The following is a 17,869-nucleotide window of genomic DNA, read 5'->3' as shown; positions in this document are numbered from 1 at the left end:
ACCCGGGGGACGGCGGCCCCCCGAGCGGGCGGGACGACCGTCCGGCGCGGCGCCCGGGGACGGGACGCCGGTCCCGCGTGGAAGGGCGCCCGCCCAGGGGGCGGGTCATCGGCGGCCGCCCAGGGCGAGGACGGCGTCGAGGCCGATGGCGATGCCCTGGGCGAGGTCGGCGCCGGAGGTGTGGCCGAGGGCGTGGAGGCGGCGCAGGGCCGGTTCGAGCGCCTGGCGTCCGGCGAGGGCGCGCAGGACGGCGACGACCTCGGGCCCGGCCTGGCCGCGCGCCGCGCAGTGCAGGAGCGTCGCGGAGATCGGCGTGGTGCGGGTGCGGGCGTCGTAGGTGACGGCGGCGGCGAGCCAGCCGGCGAGCTTGACCGCCTGCCCGGCGCCGGTCGCGGCGCCGAGGTGGCGCAGCGTCACCAGCAGCCCGGCCAGCACGTCGTCGCCGCTCGGGGTGAGCCCCGGCCCGAGGCCGACGAGCTGCTCGGCGGCGGTGACCGCGCCGACCAGCCGCCCGGACGCGCAGCTCACGGCCAGCAGATCGACGGCGGGGTGCCCGGCGAGCGCGGGCCCCGCAGGCGGAGGCGGGAGCGTCACGGCGGCGAGGCGGGCCGGGTCGACGGGGCCGAGGGGCGGGGCGGGGTCCCACCAGCGGCGGGCGCGCAGGCTGAGCCGGCCGAGCTCGACGGACCCGTCGCCGACGTGGGCGTCGTCGCCCACGGTGACGTGCGGCAGGGGAGCGGAGAGGAGGACGGAGTTGGGCAGCCGGGACGCCCCGCCCGTGATGACCGCGATCACCGACGGCTCCAGGTCGGTCCTGACCTCCAGGTAGATGCCGGCGGCGAAGGCGGCCAGCACCCGGGCGGGCCGCCGGGGCGCCTCCAGGACGGGCCGCACGGCCGCGCTGGCGGCGCCCGTGACGTGGGCGCGTGCGCGCCCCGCGTGAGTGCCGACCGTCACCGGACCTCCCTATCGACCTTGGACCTGACCGTAGAACGCGCCGGGCAACCCTCCGTACGGAGAAATTTGCCAACAGTCAGCGGGAAGGTTGGCTCTTCCTGCCAGACGTTTCTCGGGTCACAATCACCCCATGGAGCCCCCGGTCCGTCTCGCCAGCACCGGAACGATCATTCACGGTGTGTCCGTCGGGGAGGTGCTGGGCGTGTCGACGCTCGCGGGCGCCCGGCTGATCGCGGGGGAGCGCGGGCTGGGCCGCATCGTGCAGCGCCTCAACGTCATGGAGGTGCCCGACATCCTGGCCTGGGTCAAGCCGCACGAGCTGCTGCTGACGACGGGCTACCCGCTGCGCAACACGCCGCAGTCGCTCGGCCGCCTGGTCGCTGACCTGGACGAGCGCGGGCTGGCGGCGCTGGGGATCAAGCTGGGCCGCTACGTGGACGAGCTGCCCGCGGAGATGGCCGAGCAGGCGGAGCGGCTGGGCTTCCCGCTGATCCTGCTGCCGAACGACGTCGGCTTCGACGACATCCTCAACCAGGTGCTGACCGACATCCTCAACCGGCAGGCGGCGGTGCTGGTGCGGGCGGAGGAGGCGCACCGGGCCCTGGTGCAGGTGGTGCTGGCGGGCGGCGGGCTGGACGAGGTGACCGCCGAGGTGGCGGCGCTGCTGGACGTGGCGGTGGCGGCGGTCGACGGGCGCGGCCGGGTGCTGGCTGCGGCGGGCCCGCGGGAGCACGTGGCGGCGCTGCGCGAGTCGGCCGCCCACGACGGCCTCCCGGCCTCGGCCGGCCACGGGCAGCCGGGTCAGGCGGGTCAGCCGGGGGCGGGGCCGCGCGGGCGGGTGATGGCGTCGGTGCCGGTGACGGCGGGCGGGCACCACCATGGCCGGATCGTCGCCTACAGCCCCGCCGGGGCGATCCGCGACAGCGACGTCGGCATCCTGGAACGGGCCGCGACGGTCGCGGCGCTGGCCGTCACCCGCCAGGAGGCCGTCCACGCCGTCGAGTCGAAGTACCGGGCCGACTTCCTGCGGGACGTGCTCACCGGCCGGGCCGGCACGGCCGAGCGGGTGGCGGCGCGGGCGCGGGCGTTCGGCTGGGACCTGGAGCGGCCCGTCACGGTGCTGGTGGCCGAGCTCGACCCCGACAGCGACGAGCGCACCGCCCAGGACCGCCTGGTCACCTGCTGGACGGCCGCGCTGCGCCGCCACGACCCGGGCGGCGCGGTCGCGGGCTTCTCGCACGAGGTGGTGGCCGTGGTGGGCGCGGAGGTGGACGCGTCCAGGCTGGCCAGGGACGCCGCCGCCGGGTTCGCCGACGTGCCGCCGGCGACGTTCTCCACCGGCACCTCCCGCCCGAGCCCGGGGGTGGCGACGCTGCCCGAGGCGTACACGCAGGCGCTCAAGGCGGCGCGCGTCGGCCGCCAGCTGCACGGCCCCGGCGCGGTCGCGCACTTCGACCAGCTCGGCGTCTACCGGCTGCTGTCGCTGGTCAGCGACACCGACGAGCTGCACGCGTTCGTGAAGGAGACGCTCGGCCCGCTGTCGTCCGACGCCGACGCCGAGAACGCCGACCTGCGCCGCACCCTCCAGGTCCTGCTGGAGACGAACCTCAACGTGGCCGAGACCGCCCGGCGGCTGCACTTCCACTACAACACGCTGCGCTACCGCATCGGCAAGCTGGAGCGCCTGCTGGGCAACTTCACCGACGACCCCCACCTGCGCCTCAACCTGACACTGGCCCTGCACGTGCTGCGCATGCGCGGCATCTAGGCTTGCTCTCCGTGGACCTGGAATTCGAGCTGCGCGACGACTTCATCCCGCTGTGCGACCTGCTGAAATACTGCGGCGTCACCGAGACGGGCGGCATGGCCAAGCATCTGATCGCCGAGGGCCTGGTGCTGGTCGACGGCGAGGTGGAGCTCAGGAAGACGTGCAAGATCCGCTCCGGCCAGGTGGTCAGCGGCGACGGTTTCGAGATCCACGTGAACTGACATCGCAGGTCACCCCCTATTGTGCTCTCCGGAACTACGGAGAGGACGGGCACGCGGATGGCGCTCGGGTGGAAACTGCACGGCGACGGCAAGAGGCTGACGCCGGGCGAGGTGGTCAAGCCGGACGAGCGGCTGTCGTGGCCCAGGACGGCCGGGATCGGGGCGCAGCACGTCATCGCCATGTTCGGCGCGACGTTCGTGTTCCCGCTGCTCATGGGCCTGGACGCGAACCTGGCCGTGATGATGTCGGGCGTCGCGACGATCATCTTCCTGCTGGTCGTGCAGGGCAAGGTGCCGAGCTACGTCGGGTCGAGCGCGTCGTTCGTGGGCGCGGTGGTGGCGATCCGGGCGGGCGGCGGCGACAGCGCGACCGTGACGGGCGCGCTGCTGGTGGTGGGCGTCGTGCTGGCGGCGGCCGGGCTGGCGATCCACCTGCTGGGGGTGCGGATCATCCACCGGGTGTTCCCGCCGGTGGTGACCGGCGGCGTGGTGATGCTCATCGGGTTCGGCATGGCGTACGTGGCGGCCGACAACTACTGGCCGCGCGATCCGTGGGTGGCGCTGCTGACGATGGTGGCGACGCTGGTGTTCGTCGGCCTGTTCCGCGGCTTCGTCGGCCGGATCGGCGTGCTGCTGGGCCTGGTGTTCGGGTTCGCGCTGTCGTACGTGTGGGACCTGGTCGGCGGGAAGATCGCCACGCCCGACGCGAGCGGCGCGACGACCGAGCGCTACCGGGTGGACCTGTCGAAGGTCGCCGAGGCCGACTGGTTCGGGCTGCCGGAGCTGCACGGTCCCGCGTTCGAGGTGTCGGCCGTCGTGCTGGTGCTGCCGGTGGTGATCGCGCTCATCGCCGAGAACGTCGGCCACGTCAAGGCCGTCGGCGAGATGACGAGGACCGACGTCGACGCGTACATGGGCCGGGCGGTGCTGGCCGACGGCGTCGGCACGGTGGTCGCCACGTCGGTGGGCGGCCCGGCCACCACCACCTACGCCGAGAACATCGGCGTCATGGCCGCCACCCGCGTCTACTCCACGGCCGCCTACTACATCGCCGCCGTGATCGCGATCCTGTTCGGGCTGTGCCCCAAGTTCGGCGCGCTCATCGCCGCCACCCCCGACGGGGTGCTCGGCGGCGTCACGACCATCCTGTACGGGATGATCGGGCTGCTCGGCGCGCGGATCTGGATGGAGAACAAGGTCGACCTGGCCGAGCCGGTCAACCTGCTGCCCACCGGGGCGGGCATCATCTGCGCGATCGGCCCGGTCGCCTTCCCGGTCACCGACACGTTCGCGCTGAGCGGCATCGCGCTGGGCACGATCGTGCTGCTGGCCGGCTACCACCTGCTTCACCTGGCCCGGCCGCGCCGGGAAGCCTGATCTCTGGTCAGCCGCGCAGTTTTGGCAGATCATGCCCGTGTACGTGCGCGCGGGCGGGCCTAATGTGCCCGCAACGCGGCAAGGCGGTCCGGGCGAAGAGGGGCTCGCATGGCTCTGAGATGGACCAGACACGGCGACGGCAGACATCTGGCTCCCGGCGAGGTCGTACGGCCTGACGAGCGGCTGAGCTGGCCCCGCATGGCCGGGTTCGGGGCCCAGCACGTGGTGGCGATGTTCGGGGCGACGTTCGTCTTCCCGCTCGTCATGGGACTCGACCCGAACGTGGCGATCATGATGTCCGGGGTCGCGACGATCCTGTTCCTGCTGATCGTGAAGGGGAAGGTGCCCAGCTACCTGGGCACCAGCGCGTCGTTCGTGGGCGGGGTGCTGGCCGTGCGGGCGCTGTTCGGCGGCGACACGGCCGGGGCCGACGCGATCGTCACCGGGGCGATCCTGGTGGCCGGGCTCGTGCTGGCGCTGGTGGGGCTGGCGGTGCACTTCCTCGGCGTCCGGGTGATCAACCGGGTGTTCCCGCCGGTGGTCACCGGGGCGGTGGTCATGCTCATCGGGTTCGGCCTGGCGTACGTGGTGGCCGACGTCTACTGGCCGCAGGACCAGTGGATGGCGCTGGTCACGATGCTGATCACGTTCGTGGTCGTGGTGGCGTTCAAGGGGTTCCTCGGCCGGATCGGCATCCTCGTCGGGCTCGTGGCGGGCTTCGCGCTCTCGTGGGCGGCCGACCGGCTGTTCGGCATGGTGCCCGCCTACGACGACGGCGCCGTCCAGGTCGCGGCGCACTTCCGCGTCGACCTCGGCAAGGTGGCGCAGGCGCCGTGGTTCGGCTGGCCGGACTTCCACTGGCCCGGTTTCGAGGCCTCGGCCGTCCTGCTGGTGCTGCCCGCGGTCATCGCGCTCGTCGCCGAGAACATCGGCCACGTCAAGGCCGTGGGCGAGATGACGGGCACCGACGTCGACCCGTACGTGGGCCGCGCCGTCGCCGCCGACGGACTCGCCACCGTGGTCACCAGCGCCGTCGGCGGCTCGCCCACCACCACCTACGCCGAGAACATCGGCGTCATGGCCGCCACCAAGGTCTACTCGACGGCCGCCTACTACATCGCGGGCCTCATCGCGATCGCGTTCGGGCTGGTGCCCAAGTTCGGGGCGCTGGTCTCCGCGACGCCCGCGGGCGTGCTCGGCGGCGTCACCGTGATCCTCTACGGCATGATCGGGCTGCTCGGGGCGAAGATCTGGATCGAGAACCGGGTCGATTTCGCGGACCCGGTCAACATGGTCCCGATCGGCGCGGGAATCATCCTGGCGATCGGACCGGTGAAGCACATGATCAGCGGGGACTTCAGGCTGGAGGGCATCGCGCTCGGCACCATCGTGGTGGTGGGCGGCTGGCACCTGCTGCGCGTCATCGCCCGCCGCACCCCCGCGCCTGCCGGGAGCGAAGCCGGGTGAAGCCGCCCCCGTTCGTCCACCACGCGCCCCGCGACGTCGGCGAGACCCTGGAGATCCTGGCCGAGGCGGGGCCGCGCGGCAAGGTGCTCGCCGGCGGCCAGAGCCTCATCCCGATGCTCAACATGCGCCTGGCCGCCCCCGAGCACGTCGTCGACATCAACCGCCTCACCGAGCTCGACACGGTCGAGGCCGGGCCGGACGGCGTCACCGTCGGCGCGCTGGCCCGCCACGCCCGGGTGGCGAAGGCCGGCGTCCACCCGCTGCTCGGCCAGGCGCTGCGCCTGGTCGCCCATCCGGTGATCCGCAACCGGGGCACCGTCGTGGGCAGCCTCGCGCACGCCGACCCGGCCGCCGAGCTGCCCGCGGTCCTGGCCGTGCTCGGCGGCTCGGTGCGGGTGGCCCGCGCGGGCGCCGCCCCCAGGGACGTGCCCGCCGCCGAGTTCTTCACCGGCCCGATGGAGTCGGCGCTGCGGCCCGGCGAGCTGGCCGTGTCGGCGCACTTCCCGGCGCTGCCGCCGCGCACCGGCACCGCCTTCGCCGAGGTCTCGCGCAGGCACGGCGACTACGCGCTGGCCGGCGTCTGCGCCGTCGTCACGCTGGACGACGACCTGCGCGTCGCCTCGGCGCGGCTGGCCTGCATCGGCGTCGGCCCCGTGCCGCTCGTGGCGGACCTGGGCGCCGACTGGAAGAGCGCCGCCGACGCCGTGCGCGAGCGGGCGGAGCCGGACGGCGACGTGCACGCCAGCGCCGCGTACCGGCTGCATCTCGTCGGCGTGCTGGCACGGCAGGCGGCCGAGCGGGCCGAACGGACGGCGAGAGAGGCGGCGGCATGACCGACGGGCGAGCAGCGTCCCCGCACGAGATCACGCTGGTGGTGAACGGCGTCGCACGCCGCGCCCGGGTGCCCGGCAGGCGGCTGCTGTCCGACTGCCTGCGCCACGACCTGGGCCTGACCGGCACCCACGTCGGCTGCGAGCACGGCGTGTGCGGCTGCTGCACGGTGCTGCTCGACGGCGAGCCCGTCCGCTCCTGCCTGACGCTCGCGGTCACCGTCGACGGCCGCGACATCACCACCGTCGAGGGGCTGGCAGGCCCCGGCGGGCTCTCGCCCGTCCAGCGGGCCTTCGCCGAGTGCCACGCGCTCCAGTGCGGCTTCTGCACCCCGGGCTTCCTGTGTACGGTGACCGCGCTGCTGCGCGAGCACCCGACACCCACCGACGAACAGGTCACCGAGGGCATCTCGGGCAACCTGTGCCGCTGCACCGGCTACCGCAACATCGTCAAGGCCGTGCACCGCGCGGCCGAGCTCATGGCGGAGGAGTCATGAGCACCCGGCTGTTCGGCGAGCCGATGCCGCGCAGGGAGGACCCCAGGCTGCTCACCGGGCAGGGCCGCTATCTCGACGACCTCGGCCCCGGCGCGCTCGCCGCCGCGTTCGTCCGCTCGCCGCACGCGCACGCCCGCATCCGCGACATCGACGTCAGCGGCGCCCTCGACGTCGACGGCCTCGTCGCCGTCTACACCTGGGAGGACCTGCCCGAGCGGATCGGCAGGCCGCTGCCGCTGCTCATCCCGCACCCGGCGCTCACCCACGGCCGCACCGCCCGCCCGCTGGCCCGCGACGTCGTCCGCCACGTCGGCGAGCCCGTCGTCATGGTCGTCGCCGAGGACCGCTACCTGGCCGAGGACGCCTGCGCGCTCATCGAGGTCGACTACGAGGTGCTCGAACCCGTCGCCGGGCTGGAGGAGGCCGCGCGCGGCGACCGGCTCGTGCACGCCGACGTGCCCGGCAACGTCGGCGCCCACCTGGTGCAGGAGGTGCCGTCGGCCGGCGGCCGGAGCGCCGCCGACGCGATCGCCGCGGCCCCGCACACGCTCTCCTTCCGGCTCGACATCGAGCGCAGCGCGAGCATGCCGCTCGAAGGCCGCGGCGTCTACGCCCGCTGGGACGGCGCCGACCTGCGCGTCTACTCCAGCACCCAGACCTCGACCAGCGTCCGCATGGCCATCGCCGCCGCGCTGGAGCTGCCGCTGCCACATGTCGAGGTCATCGCCCCGGACGTGGGCGGCGGGTTCGGCGTCAAGATCGTGCACCCGTGGCCGGAGGAGCTGCTGGTGCCGTGGGCGGCCATGCTGCTCGGCCGGGAGGTCAAGTGGGCCGAGGACCGGCGCGAGCACTTCGTCGCCGCCGCCCACGAGCGCGGCCAGGTGCACCGGGTGCGGGTCGGGTTTGACGACGAGGGACGGGTGCTCGGGCTGGACGTGTCGATCCTGCACGACCACGGCGCCTACACGCCGTACGGGATCATCGTGCCGATCGTCACGTCCACGCAGCTCCTCGGGCCCTACCGGATCGGGGCGTACCGGGTCGAGTTCACCGCCGTCTACACCAACACCGTCCAGGTCACGCCGTACCGGGGGGCGGGGCGGCCGCAGGGCGTGTTCTGCATGGAACGGACCATGGACAAGATCGCCCGGTACCTGGGCAAGGACCGGACCGAGGTGCGGGCGGCGAACCTGATCCGGCCGGAGGAGTTCCCGTACGACCAGGGCCTGACCTTCCAGGACGGCCGCCCGCTCGTCTACGACAGCGGCGACTACCCCGAGATGCTGCGCATGATCAAGGAACTGATCGGCTGGGACACCTTCGAGCGGGCGCCCGGCCGGGGCATCGGCATCGGCTGCTACGTCGAGGGCACGGGCGTCGGCCCGTACGAGGGCGGCCACGTGCAGATCACCTCCGACGGGCGGGTGCACGTCTCCACCGGGCTCACCTCGCAGGGGCAGGGCCACGAGACCGCGTTCGCCCAGATCGCCGCGACCGAGCTGGGCGTGCCCGTCGAGCGGGTCTCCGTCGTCACCGGCGACACCCGCCGCTTCGGCTACGCCGTCGGCACGTTCGCCTCGCGCGCCGCCGTGATGAGCGGCAACGCGATCGCGCTGGCCTGCGCCGAGGTGCGCGCCAAGGCGCTGCGCGTCGCCGCCGCCGCGCTGGAGGCCGACCCGGCCGACCTGACCGTCACCGACGGGCTCGTGCACGTCGTGGGCGCGCCGTCGGCGTCGATCCCGCTGGGCACGGTGGCGGTGCTGGCCAACCCGCTGCGCTACGCCTTCGACGAGGAGACGGCCCGCGCCACCCAGTTCGCCGGGGCCGCGTCCCCCGACCGGCCGCCGGTCGAGCCGGGCGAGGAGCCGGGGCTGGAGGGGCGCGGCTACTACTCGCCGATCCGGTCCACGTTCGCCGCCGGCATGCACGCGGCCGTCGTCGAGACCGACCCGGAGACCGCCGAGATCAAGGTCGTGCGCTACGCCGTCGTGCACGACTGCGGGCGGCTGATCAACCCGATGATCGTCGAGGGGCAGATCCACGGGGGAGTGGCGCAGGGCATCGGCGGCGCCCTGTACGAGCGGATGGCCTACGACGGCGACGGGCAGCTGCTCAACGCCTCGTTCATGGACTTCCTCATGCCGTACGCGACCGAGATCCCGCCCATCGAGACCGGCCACCTGGAGACGCCGTCGCCGCTCAACCCGCTCGGCATCAAGGGCGCGGGCGAGGCGGGCGTCATCCCGGTGTCGGCGGTGATCGCCTCGGCGGTCGAGGACGCCGAAGGCATTAGCATCGACCGCATGCCGCTTTCCCCGTCCGACCTGTTCCACCTGCGCGAGGGCGCGTGAGCGAGCTGCGCGCGCCCGCCGCGGGCCTGACCGCGCCCCCCGCCCTGCCCGCCGGCGCCCGCGTCGTCGACCTGGCCTGGAACGAGCTGACCGAGCTGCCCGCGAGCGTGACCGGGCTGACCGCGCTGGAGGAGCTGCGGCTCGACGGCAACCGGCTGCGCTCGCTGCCCGACCTGTCGGGGCTCGCCGCCCTGCGCGAGCTCCACCTCGACGGCAACGCGCTCACCGCCTTCCCCGCCTGCCCGCCGGGGCTGGAGAGCCTCTTCCTGTACGGCAACGCCGTCGAGACGATCCCCGACCGGCTCCCTCCGGGCCTGCGCCACCTGGCCGTCGGCGGCAACCGGCTGAGCGCCGTGCCCGGCGCCGTGTGGGAGCTGACCCGGCTCGAATCGCTCAACCTGGCCGAGAACGCGCTGACGTCGATCCCGCCCGCCGTCGCCCGCCTGACCCGGCTGCGCATGCTCGACCTGGGCCACAACCGGCTCACCGCGCTGCCGCCCGAGCTGGGCGAGCTGCCCCTCACCGACTACCTGTACGCCAGCGACAACGGCCTCACCGAGGTCCCCGACACCCTCGGCAGGCTCGACCGGCTGGGCTACCTCAACCTGACCGGCAACCGGCTCACCCGGCTCCCCGCCACGATCGGCCGGATGGCGTCGCTGGTGGAGCTGCGGCTCTACGACAACCAGCTGACGGAGCTGCCCGGGAGCATCGGCGGCCTGACCCGGCTGCGCGAGCTGCACCTGCGCGGCAACCGGCTGACCGCGCTGCCCGCCTCCGTCGGCGAGCTGGCCGAGCTGCGGACGCTCGACCTGCGCGACAACCACCTGCGCGCCGTGCCCGCCGAGCTGGCCAAGCTGGACCGGCTCAGCCACCTCGACCTGCGCAACAACCGGCTGCGCGACCTCCCGGAGCGCCTGCCGTACGTGGACAAGCTGGACCTGCGCTGGAACAAGCTCGACGGCGACCCGCCGGTGCTGCGCGAGCTGGCCGCCCGGGGCTGCGTCATCCTGCGCTGAACCATCGCCCGCTGAACCGGGCCGCCCGCCTGTGCGTACCTCCGCACATGAAGACTCGTCCACGTCTGGCCGCCCTCGCGCTGCTGGCCGGGCTCGCCGCCGCGTGCGCGCCCGGCGCCGAGGGCGGCGGCGTCCCGAACCCCGAGCCCGCCGCCCCCCTCACCGTGGAGCAGCTCGCCGCCAAGGTCGGCTGCACGCCCCGCATGCAGGTCGACGCCGCCGACATCCGCACCGGCTACTGCAAGACCGAGGCCGGCCGCTTCTTCGTCAGCACGTTCGTCACCGAGGAGGGCAAGAACGCCTGGATGGACACCGCCCCCGAGTACAAGCCGCACCTGGTGGGGCCGCTGTGGACGGTGCTGGCCGACCTCAAGGTCCTGCGCAAGCTGCAGGAACCGCTCGACGGCGACCTGCACCTGTCGGACCACCGTGTCACACAGTCGCCCGCGGCGGGCGACCGCGTCACACAGTCGCCCGCGGCGGGCTACTGACCACCGGGAGCGTGACGCGCTTCCTGAACACCCAGTACGTCCACCCCTGGTAGCCGAGCACGAACGGCAGCGCGATCAGCCCGATCCAGCTCAGCATCGTCAGCGTGTAGGGCCCGGAGGCCGCCTCGGCCAGCGTCAAGCCCGGCAGCGGGGCGCCCCTCAGCTCGGTGAACACCGCCACCGACACCAGCACCAGCGCCGCCGCCATCGCGGTGAACGCCCAGCCCTCGCGGCGCCGCCACACCAGCGCCGCCGCCGCCGCCACGGCCCCCATCGCGGCCAGCGCCGGGATCGTGCCCACGGCCGACAGCGCGACCATGGCCACCGGGACCACCACGACGCTGACGGCCAGCGCGGCGGTCCTGGCGCGCCGCCGCACCGGCCCGTCGGTGCGCAGCGCCAGGAACACCGCGCCGTGCAGCAGGCACACCGCCAGCGAGAACACGCCGCCCATCAGCGCCGCCGTCGCGCTGCCGAACAGCAGGTCGGCGAAGACCGTGCCCCACACGAACGCGGGCAGCGCGCTGCCGACCGTGATGCCCAGGTCGCACCAGAACGGCTTGGCCACCTTGCCGCGCCACTCCAGGCCCACCCCGCGCACGATCAGCCCGAGCAGCACCAGCATGACCGGGATGTAGAAGCCGCTGAACATGCCCGCGTACCAGGCGGGGAAGGCGGCGAACATGGCGCCGACGGCGGTGATCAGCCACACCTCGTTGCCGTCCCACACCGGGCCGATCGTCTGCAGGGCCTGCCGCTGCTCGGCCGGCGTCCGGCTGACGAACGGGGCCAGCAGGCCCACGCCGAAGTCGAAGCCCTCCAGGACGAAGTAGCCCGTCCAGAGGAAGGCGATGATGACGAACCACAGATCGATCATGACCAGCTCCTCAGTACATCAGGGACGGTTCGCGCCGCTCGGCGGCCGGGACGGGCTCGTGCTCGTCCGGGCCCTTGCGCACGTGCCTGGCCAGCAGCACGATCTCGGCCACGGTCAGCACCCCGTACACCAGCGTGAAGATCGCCAGTGAGGTCGCGACCTCGGCGAGCGAGACGCCGGGGGAGACGCTGGAGGCGGTCAGCAGCTCGCCCGCGACCGTCCACGGCTGGCGGCCCACCTCGCTGAGCAGCCATCCGGCGGTCACCGCCAGCAGCGGCAGCGGCAGCGCCCACAGCAGCGCCCTGGCCAGCCAGCGCGGCATCTCCCGCCTGCGCCGCATCAGCCACAGCCCCAGCACCGACAGGCCGACCGTCGCCATCCCGAACCCGATCATCACCCGGAACGACCAGAACACGACGGTCTGGTCGGGGCGGTAGTCGCCGGGGCCGAACTCCTTCTCGAAGCGCGCCTGCAGGTCCTCGGTGCCCTGGACGACGGCGTCCGGGTCGTTGGTGGACAGGAAGCTCAGCACCTTGGGGATCTCGATGCCCGGCGCGATCGAGAACGGCGCCCCGGCCGTGTCGCGCTCCAGGCCCTCGGCCGCGGCCAGCTTCATCGGCTGCTGCTCGTACATGAGCTTGGCGGACGTGTCGCCCGTGAGGGCCACGACCGCGCCCGCGATCGCCGTCATGACCAGCGCGGCGCGCGCCGCGCTGCGCCACATGTCCTCCTTGGTGCGCAGCAGCCAGTAGCCGCACACCGCCAGCACGAACCCGCCGGCCACCACGAACGCCGCCCCGACCACGTGCGGCACCTGCGCCAGCGCGGTGGAGTTGGTCAGCACCGCCCACAGGTCGGTCATCCTGGCCTTGCCGTCGACGACCTCGTAGCCGACCGGGTGCTTCATCCACGCGTTGGCCGCCAGGATGAAGTAGGCGGAGATGTTCGAGCCGATCGCCGCCGCCCAGATCGTCGCCAGGTGCACCCGCTTGGGCAGCCGGTCCCAGCCGAAGATCCACAGGCCCAGGAACGTCGACTCCATGAAGAACGCCAGCAGCGCCTCCATCGCCAGCGGCGCCCCGAACACGTCGCCGACGAACACCGAGTACTCCGACCAGTTCATGCCGAACTGGAACTCCTGCACGATGCCGGTGACCACGCCCATCGCGAAGTTGATCAGGAACAGCTTCCCGAAGAACTTCGTCAGCCGCAGGTACTGCTCCTTGCCGGTGCGATGCCACGCGGTCTGCAGCCCGGCCACGAAGACGCCCAGGCCGATCGTCAGCGGCACGAACAGAAAGTGGTAGACGGTGGTCACCCCGAACTGCCACCGTGCGAGATCCAGTGCGTCCATTTCCCCTCACCGCGTCCGTTAGCTCTACAGCCTGTAGTGCGTCTACTTGAAGTAGTACTACAAGCCGTAGAGCAATGCGATGCGATCTTCGTCACAACGCGCCCCCATCAGGCCGTTCAACGATGCCGGAGCGCCCCCGCCGGGCGCGTCACCCGCGCGGCGGACCGCCCGCTACGCCCCGGGGCGGACGGCGGCGTCCAGGTACGCCCGCAGGTCGCCCAGCTCGTAGCCGCGGCGCTTGATCTTCTTGACCAGGATCCGGAAGTCCCTGGCCAGATTGGGGCGGAAGTGCATCAGCAGGATGTCGCCCGGGCGCAGCCGCTTGTCGGGCACCTGGTAGGCGATCTTGCCGCCCGGCTGGACGGTCGCGGTCCACAGCAGCACGGCGTCGATGCCGCAGCTCCCGGCCGCGCGCAGGGTGGCGGTGTTGTACGCGCCGAAGGGCGGCCTGAACAGGGTCGGCCGGGCGCCGGTCTGCTTGCGGATCAGCGCGGAGGCGCCGCAGATCTCCCGGCGCTGGGCGTCGTAGCCCATCCGGCTGAGGTCGGGGTGGGTGAGCGTGTGGTTCTCGATCGGGACGCCCGCGTCACGCAACTGCCGGAAATATCCCCACTTGCCCGCGCCGACGAAGCGCGCCTCGCCGCCCGACTGGTCCGGCGTCCCCTCCGCCTCCACCGCGTCCCGCATCGCGAACGCGGTCATCGGGATCCGCTCCTCCCGGATCTGCCGCACGAACCCCGGATCCTGCTCCCAGCCGTCGTCGATCGTCAGGAACACGACCTTGCGCCTGGTCGGGATCGAGCTCACCACCGGCGGCAGCCCGCCCGACGCCCGGATCCGCCCCACCTCGCCCGGCCTCGGCGCCACCCCCTGCGGGCCCGGCGTCCTCGCCTCGGCCGTCGCCGGCTCGCGTGCCGCGCCGCTCTCCCGCGCCGCGCCGCCGTCCTGCCGCGCCGGCTCCGCCGCGCACCCCGCCATCAGCAGCACCGCGGCGATCGCCGCGCCCCGCCGCGCCCGTCCCCCGTACATGCCGCCCCATCCTGCCAGCCCTGATCACCACGTACGCAATCCGCGTTGGTCAGGTGTTGCCCTTATCGCCGGGGCCGGCGGCTTTCTAGAGTGGCGGTGTGAAAGTCGCAGGCAGCGCCGTGATCGGCGTCGACAGAGACCGCGTGTGGGCCGCCCTGCAGGATCCGGCGGTGCTCGTGCGCACCATCCCGGGCTGCGAGCGCCTGGAGGAGACCGGGCCCGACACGTACCGGATGACCGTCAACGCCGGGGTCGCCTCGCTCAAGGGCGTCTACCGGGGCGAGGTCGCGCTCGCCGACCCCTCGCCGCCCGAGACCTTCGTCCTGCGCGCCCGCGGCCAGGGCGCCCCCGGCACGGTCGACGCCACCGTCCGCGTACGCCTCAGCGAGGTGGACGGCGGCACCCGCGTCGACTACGACGCGGACGCGGTCGTCGGCGGCATGATCGGCGGCGTCGGGCAGCGCATGCTCGGCTCCGTCGCCCGCCGCACCGCCGGCGACTTCTTCACCGCCGTCGACCGGCACCTCCGCACCGGCGGAGCCCCGAACGCCCCCGCACCCGAGGCCCCCGGCGAACCAGCGTCTGTCAACGGCGCCCACCCCCCGGCCCCCGCCCCGGCCTCCGCCCCGGCGCCCCCCATCGCGCCCGCCGTCTACGAACGCCCCGCCGGACAGCCTGCCGAGACGCGGCCCTGGGTGATGCTGGCCGCGTTCGGCATGGGCGCGGGCGTCGCGCTCGGCAGCGCCGCCATCGGCTGGCTCTTCGGCCGCGCCCGCCGCTGACCCCGGCCCTGCGAGGGCCGCCCACCCTCGGGCCCGCGGTGGCGGGGTGACCGGTGGGTTTGGGTGCAGGGTGGACTCTCGCGGAAAAGGATCTCCGGGCGTAGCGTGGCGGTATGCGGCAGGCACACGCTGAAGACGCCAGGACCGAGGCCAGACGAGTGATCCGCAACCTGCTGGGCGACGACCGCCCGACCGCCGGGTCGCTGGTGGCCGAGGCGCGTCCGGTGGTCGGCGAGGAGCGGTGCGAGCGGTGCCTCGGGCTGGTCCTGGGCGCGTCGCTGACGCGGCGGTCGGCGGAGCTGGCGGCGATCGCCGCGCTGCTGGTCGGCACGCGGGAGCTGGGCGTGGAGTGGTGGACGCGCCCCCGGGGCGGGAAGCTGCCCGCGCCGGACGAGGTGTTGCGCACGGCCGTGGCGATCGAGCCGTGGACCGACCTGACGGCGCTGGAGATGCTGGCCGCGTGGGCGTCCGACGACGCCGCCGACGCGCTGTGGGGCAAGCCGGTCGCCGAGGTGGACCTGAACTCCTGGCATGCCGAGGACCGTTTCGCGCTGCCGGACGGGGTGCGGCCGGGGCAGCGGCTGGTGGTGCACTTCGACGCCGGGGGCAGGCTGGACGCGGTCGTCACGCGGCGTCCCGACGAGGAGCTGGGCTCCAACCTGGACTTCCACTCGCTGCGTTATTCGCGGCCCGCCGAGGCGCAGTGGAGCTGGGGGGTGGCGGCCGGGCTCGGGCCGCACCGGCTGCCGGGCGAGGAGCCGGACCCGTACGCGCGGCCGGTCGAGGCCGAGGCGGTGCGGATCCTGCGTGACTGGGCGCTGCGGCACGGCGCGACGGCGGCGCAGCTCGGGGAGCGGTGGGAGAGCGTCGGCGACGTGGTGGCGGCGATCGAGCGGGTCGACTGGATGTGGCGCAGCGGCGAGTGGTTCGGCTGGTGGCGTGGCGCGTCGGCGCTCGTCGACGGCTCGGCCTACCTGCCGTACCGCCTGGAGGAGCTGGCCTCCGGCTGAGACCGCCGGTCCGGGCGGGGCTGGAATCAGCGGGGCGGGGGTGTGGTTGTGGTTGGGCGTGAAGGTTGAGATTTTCTCTGACATCGTCTGCCCCTGGTGCTATATCGGGCACACCCGGTTCGCCCGTGCCGCTGAGGCGTTCCGGGCCAAGGGCGGGGTCATCGACGTGATGATGCGCCCGTACCAGCTCAACCCGGACGCCCCGGCCGAGGGCGAGCCGCTGATTCCGGCGCTGGAGCGCAAGTTCGGCCCGAACGTGGCGCAGATGACCTCCCGGGTCACCGCCGCCGGCGCCGAGGACGGCCTCGACATGCGCTTCGACCAGGCGATCAGCGCCAATACGTTCGAGGCGCACCGGCTCGTCGAGGTCGCCACCGGGCAGGGCCTGGGGGAGGAGATGACCGGGCGGCTGTTCCGGGCGCACTTCACCGACGGGCTGAACGTCGGCGACCCGGAGGTGCTGGCGAAGCTGGCCGCCGAGACGGGCGTGCGCGACACCGGCGAGGGCGCGGACGCGGTGCGCGAGCAGGTGGCGCGGGCCGCGCGGCTCGGGATCACCGGGGTGCCGCTGTTCCTGTTCGAGGAGCAGTTCGCGGTGTCGGGGGCGCAGCCCGTGGAGACGTTCGCGGCCGCCGTCGACGAGGTGGCGGCGCGTACCGGGCAGACCCCGATCACGCAGCTCGCCACCCCCGGCGACGGGTGCGACGACGACGGCTACTGCGCCGTCTGACCGGCAGCAGCGGCGGCGGGGGCGGGGGCCGTGGTGCCCTCGCCGAGCAGGCCGGCGCGGTGGTGACGGCGGCACAGCACCTGGTAGCGCACCGGGGAGGCGTCGGTGTCGCCGATGACGACCTGCTCGCCGGTGCGCGCCAGCTCGCCGCCCACCACCCGGGCGTTGAGCAGGCCGGGCCTGCCGCACCAGCACAGCACCTCGACCTGCAGCCGGCACACCTCGTCGGCCAGCTCGAACAGCCGCTGCGCCGCCGGGAACATCACCGACCGGAAGTCCGAGGCGAGCCCGAACGCGTACACGTCGATCCCGTGTTCGTCGACCAGGTCGGCGAGCTGCTCGATCTGCTCGACGGTGTAGAAGCACGCCTCGTCGCAGATCAGATAGTCGATCTTGTCGTGCGCGCCGACCAGCGCCACCAGGTCGAGCGCGTCGTCCACCTCGATCGCCTCCAGGCCGAGCCCGATGCGGCTGGTGACGCGCGGCCCGCCGGACCGGTCGTGCTTGGTGAGCACCAGGCCGCGCCTGCCCTGGCGGCCGTGGTTGTAGTTCATCTGCAGCGCCAGCGTGGACTTGCCGCAGTCCATCGGCCCGAAATAGAACTTCAGCACGGCATCACGGGCACCCGGCGGCACAGGAGACAGGGCAGACGATTCAGTCACGGGGTGCCACCTTAGCGGCTTGGCTTGTTCCATGACCTCGTGGGACATTTCTCCTCTGGAGTATCAGGAGGAACCGTGGTCCATGACAAACCCCCGTCGCTCGACGCGATGATGACCCCCGACGAGGTCACCGCCGCGCAGGCTGACGCCGCCCGGTGGCGGTACGGCTTCTTCGTGGTCGTGACCGGCATCGTGGCCGTCCTCGTCGCGTTCGGCGCCGCCGTGTTCGCCACCGGGGAGCTCGCCGCGCTGTTCGCCGGGGTGGCCGGGGTGATCGGCACCATCATCGGCGCCTACTTCGGCGTGCAGGCGGGCCAGTCGGGGAAGGCCAGGGTCGAGGCCGAGCTGTCCAAGGCACAGGAGATGGTCGTCCGGCTCGCCGCCTACGTCGGCACCGAGAACGCGCCCAAGGTCATCGACGAAGTGCTCGGCCGTCGCCGAAGCTAG

The 17,869-nt window shown here is 73.4% G+C and carries 18 protein-coding genes; 13 read left to right on the top strand and 5 right to left on the bottom strand.

Annotated elements, in window-relative coordinates:
• Positions 1-105: 105 nt before the first annotated feature.
• A complete protein-coding gene (locus ACWDXC_RS10240; protein ID WP_375072167.1) occupies positions 106-957 on the bottom strand; it encodes a DUF2877 domain-containing protein in 852 nt (283 codons plus the stop codon).
• A 130-nt stretch (positions 958-1,087) separates the two neighbouring features.
• On the opposite strand from ACWDXC_RS10240, the gene ACWDXC_RS10235 reads away from it, so the two are divergent.
• The 9 genes from ACWDXC_RS10235 to ACWDXC_RS10195 all read left to right on the top strand — a co-directional run bounded on the left by ACWDXC_RS10235 (position 1,088) and on the right by ACWDXC_RS10195 (position 10,978).
• Positions 1,088-2,725, top strand: coding sequence for a PucR family transcriptional regulator (locus ACWDXC_RS10235; RefSeq protein WP_449980257.1), 1,638 nt, complete (start codon positions 1,088-1,090; stop codon positions 2,723-2,725).
• Positions 2,726-2,736: 11 nt separating this feature from the next.
• Complete coding sequence (locus tag ACWDXC_RS10230) at positions 2,737-2,946, top strand: RNA-binding S4 domain-containing protein (protein WP_219506709.1); 210 nt, start codon at positions 2,737-2,739, stop codon at positions 2,944-2,946.
• A 57-nt stretch (positions 2,947-3,003) separates the two neighbouring features.
• Positions 3,004-4,323, top strand: coding sequence for a uracil-xanthine permease family protein (locus ACWDXC_RS10225; RefSeq protein ID WP_219506702.1), 1,320 nt, complete (start codon positions 3,004-3,006; stop codon positions 4,321-4,323).
• A gap of 108 nt (positions 4,324-4,431) precedes the next feature.
• Entirely contained in the window at positions 4,432-5,790 is a 1,359-nt protein-coding gene (locus tag ACWDXC_RS10220; RefSeq protein WP_219506700.1) for a uracil-xanthine permease family protein, read from the top strand.
• Positions 5,787-6,623, top strand: a complete 837-nt coding sequence (locus ACWDXC_RS10215; protein ID WP_449980253.1) for an FAD binding domain-containing protein — start codon at positions 5,787-5,789, stop codon at positions 6,621-6,623. Before ACWDXC_RS10220 ends, ACWDXC_RS10215 begins: the two co-directional genes overlap by 4 nt.
• Positions 6,620-7,117 carry a (2Fe-2S)-binding protein gene (locus tag ACWDXC_RS10210; RefSeq protein WP_219506696.1) on the top strand — a complete coding sequence of 166 codons (498 nt, stop codon included), beginning with the start codon at positions 6,620-6,622 and terminating at the stop codon, positions 7,115-7,117. Before ACWDXC_RS10215 ends, ACWDXC_RS10210 begins: the two co-directional genes overlap by 4 nt.
• Positions 7,114-9,468, top strand: a complete 2,355-nt coding sequence (gene cutA / locus ACWDXC_RS10205) for an aerobic carbon-monoxide dehydrogenase large subunit (protein ID WP_449980250.1) — start codon at positions 7,114-7,116, stop codon at positions 9,466-9,468. The genes ACWDXC_RS10210 and cutA overlap by 4 nt, the downstream gene beginning before the upstream one ends.
• Positions 9,465-10,487: a leucine-rich repeat domain-containing protein gene (locus ACWDXC_RS10200; RefSeq protein ID WP_449980247.1), complete on the top strand. Its 1,023-nt coding sequence runs from the start codon at positions 9,465-9,467 to the stop codon at positions 10,485-10,487. Before cutA ends, ACWDXC_RS10200 begins: the two co-directional genes overlap by 4 nt.
• 47 nt (positions 10,488-10,534) lie before the next feature.
• Entirely contained in the window at positions 10,535-10,978 is a 444-nt protein-coding gene (locus ACWDXC_RS10195; RefSeq protein WP_449980245.1) for a hypothetical protein, read from the top strand.
• On the opposite strand, the gene cydB is transcribed toward ACWDXC_RS10195, so the two are convergent.
• The 3 genes from cydB to ACWDXC_RS10180 all read right to left on the bottom strand — a co-directional run bounded on the left by cydB (position 10,950) and on the right by ACWDXC_RS10180 (position 14,238).
• Complete coding sequence (gene cydB / locus ACWDXC_RS10190; protein ID WP_449980243.1) at positions 10,950-11,855, bottom strand: cytochrome d ubiquinol oxidase subunit II; 906 nt, start codon at positions 11,853-11,855, stop codon at positions 10,950-10,952. The genes ACWDXC_RS10195 and cydB overlap by 29 nt on opposite strands.
• Before the next feature lie 10 nt (positions 11,856-11,865).
• Complete coding sequence (locus ACWDXC_RS10185; RefSeq protein WP_449980241.1) at positions 11,866-13,209, bottom strand: cytochrome ubiquinol oxidase subunit I; 1,344 nt, start codon at positions 13,207-13,209, stop codon at positions 11,866-11,868.
• Positions 13,210-13,380: 171 nt separating this feature from the next.
• Complete coding sequence (locus ACWDXC_RS10180; RefSeq protein ID WP_449980239.1) at positions 13,381-14,238, bottom strand: polysaccharide deacetylase family protein; 858 nt, start codon at positions 14,236-14,238, stop codon at positions 13,381-13,383.
• A gap of 98 nt (positions 14,239-14,336) precedes the next feature.
• Here ACWDXC_RS10180 and ACWDXC_RS10175 point away from each other — a divergent pair, with 98 nt between their 5' ends.
• The 3 genes from ACWDXC_RS10175 (at position 14,337) to ACWDXC_RS10165 (ending at position 16,760) form a co-directional block, all read left to right on the top strand.
• Positions 14,337-15,020, top strand: a complete 684-nt coding sequence (locus ACWDXC_RS10175; protein WP_449980237.1) for an SRPBCC family protein — start codon at positions 14,337-14,339, stop codon at positions 15,018-15,020.
• Between the two features lie 113 nt (positions 15,021-15,133).
• Complete coding sequence (locus ACWDXC_RS10170; protein ID WP_364169034.1) at positions 15,134-16,030, top strand: hypothetical protein; 897 nt, start codon at positions 15,134-15,136, stop codon at positions 16,028-16,030.
• Positions 16,031-16,088: 58 nt separating this feature from the next.
• On the top strand, positions 16,089-16,760 hold the full coding sequence (locus ACWDXC_RS10165; protein ID WP_449980234.1) for a DsbA family oxidoreductase: 672 nt from the start codon (positions 16,089-16,091) through the stop codon (positions 16,758-16,760).
• On the opposite strand, the gene ACWDXC_RS10160 is transcribed toward ACWDXC_RS10165, so the two are convergent.
• A complete protein-coding gene (locus ACWDXC_RS10160; RefSeq protein ID WP_449980232.1) occupies positions 16,745-17,371 on the bottom strand; it encodes a thymidine kinase in 627 nt (208 codons plus the stop codon). The two genes, ACWDXC_RS10165 and ACWDXC_RS10160, sit on opposite strands and share 16 nt — an antisense overlap.
• A 126-nt stretch (positions 17,372-17,497) precedes the next feature.
• Between ACWDXC_RS10160 and ACWDXC_RS10155 the strand changes: the two genes are divergently transcribed.
• Positions 17,498-17,869 (top strand): hypothetical protein, encoded by a 372-nt coding sequence (locus ACWDXC_RS10155; RefSeq protein ID WP_219506681.1) that lies wholly within the window; start codon positions 17,498-17,500, stop codon positions 17,867-17,869.

It is taken from the genome of Nonomuraea sp. NPDC003214 (genome assembly GCF_053590035.1).
Note: the sequence above shows the minus strand (reverse complement) of the source record. Positions and strands in the feature narration are given on the sequence as shown.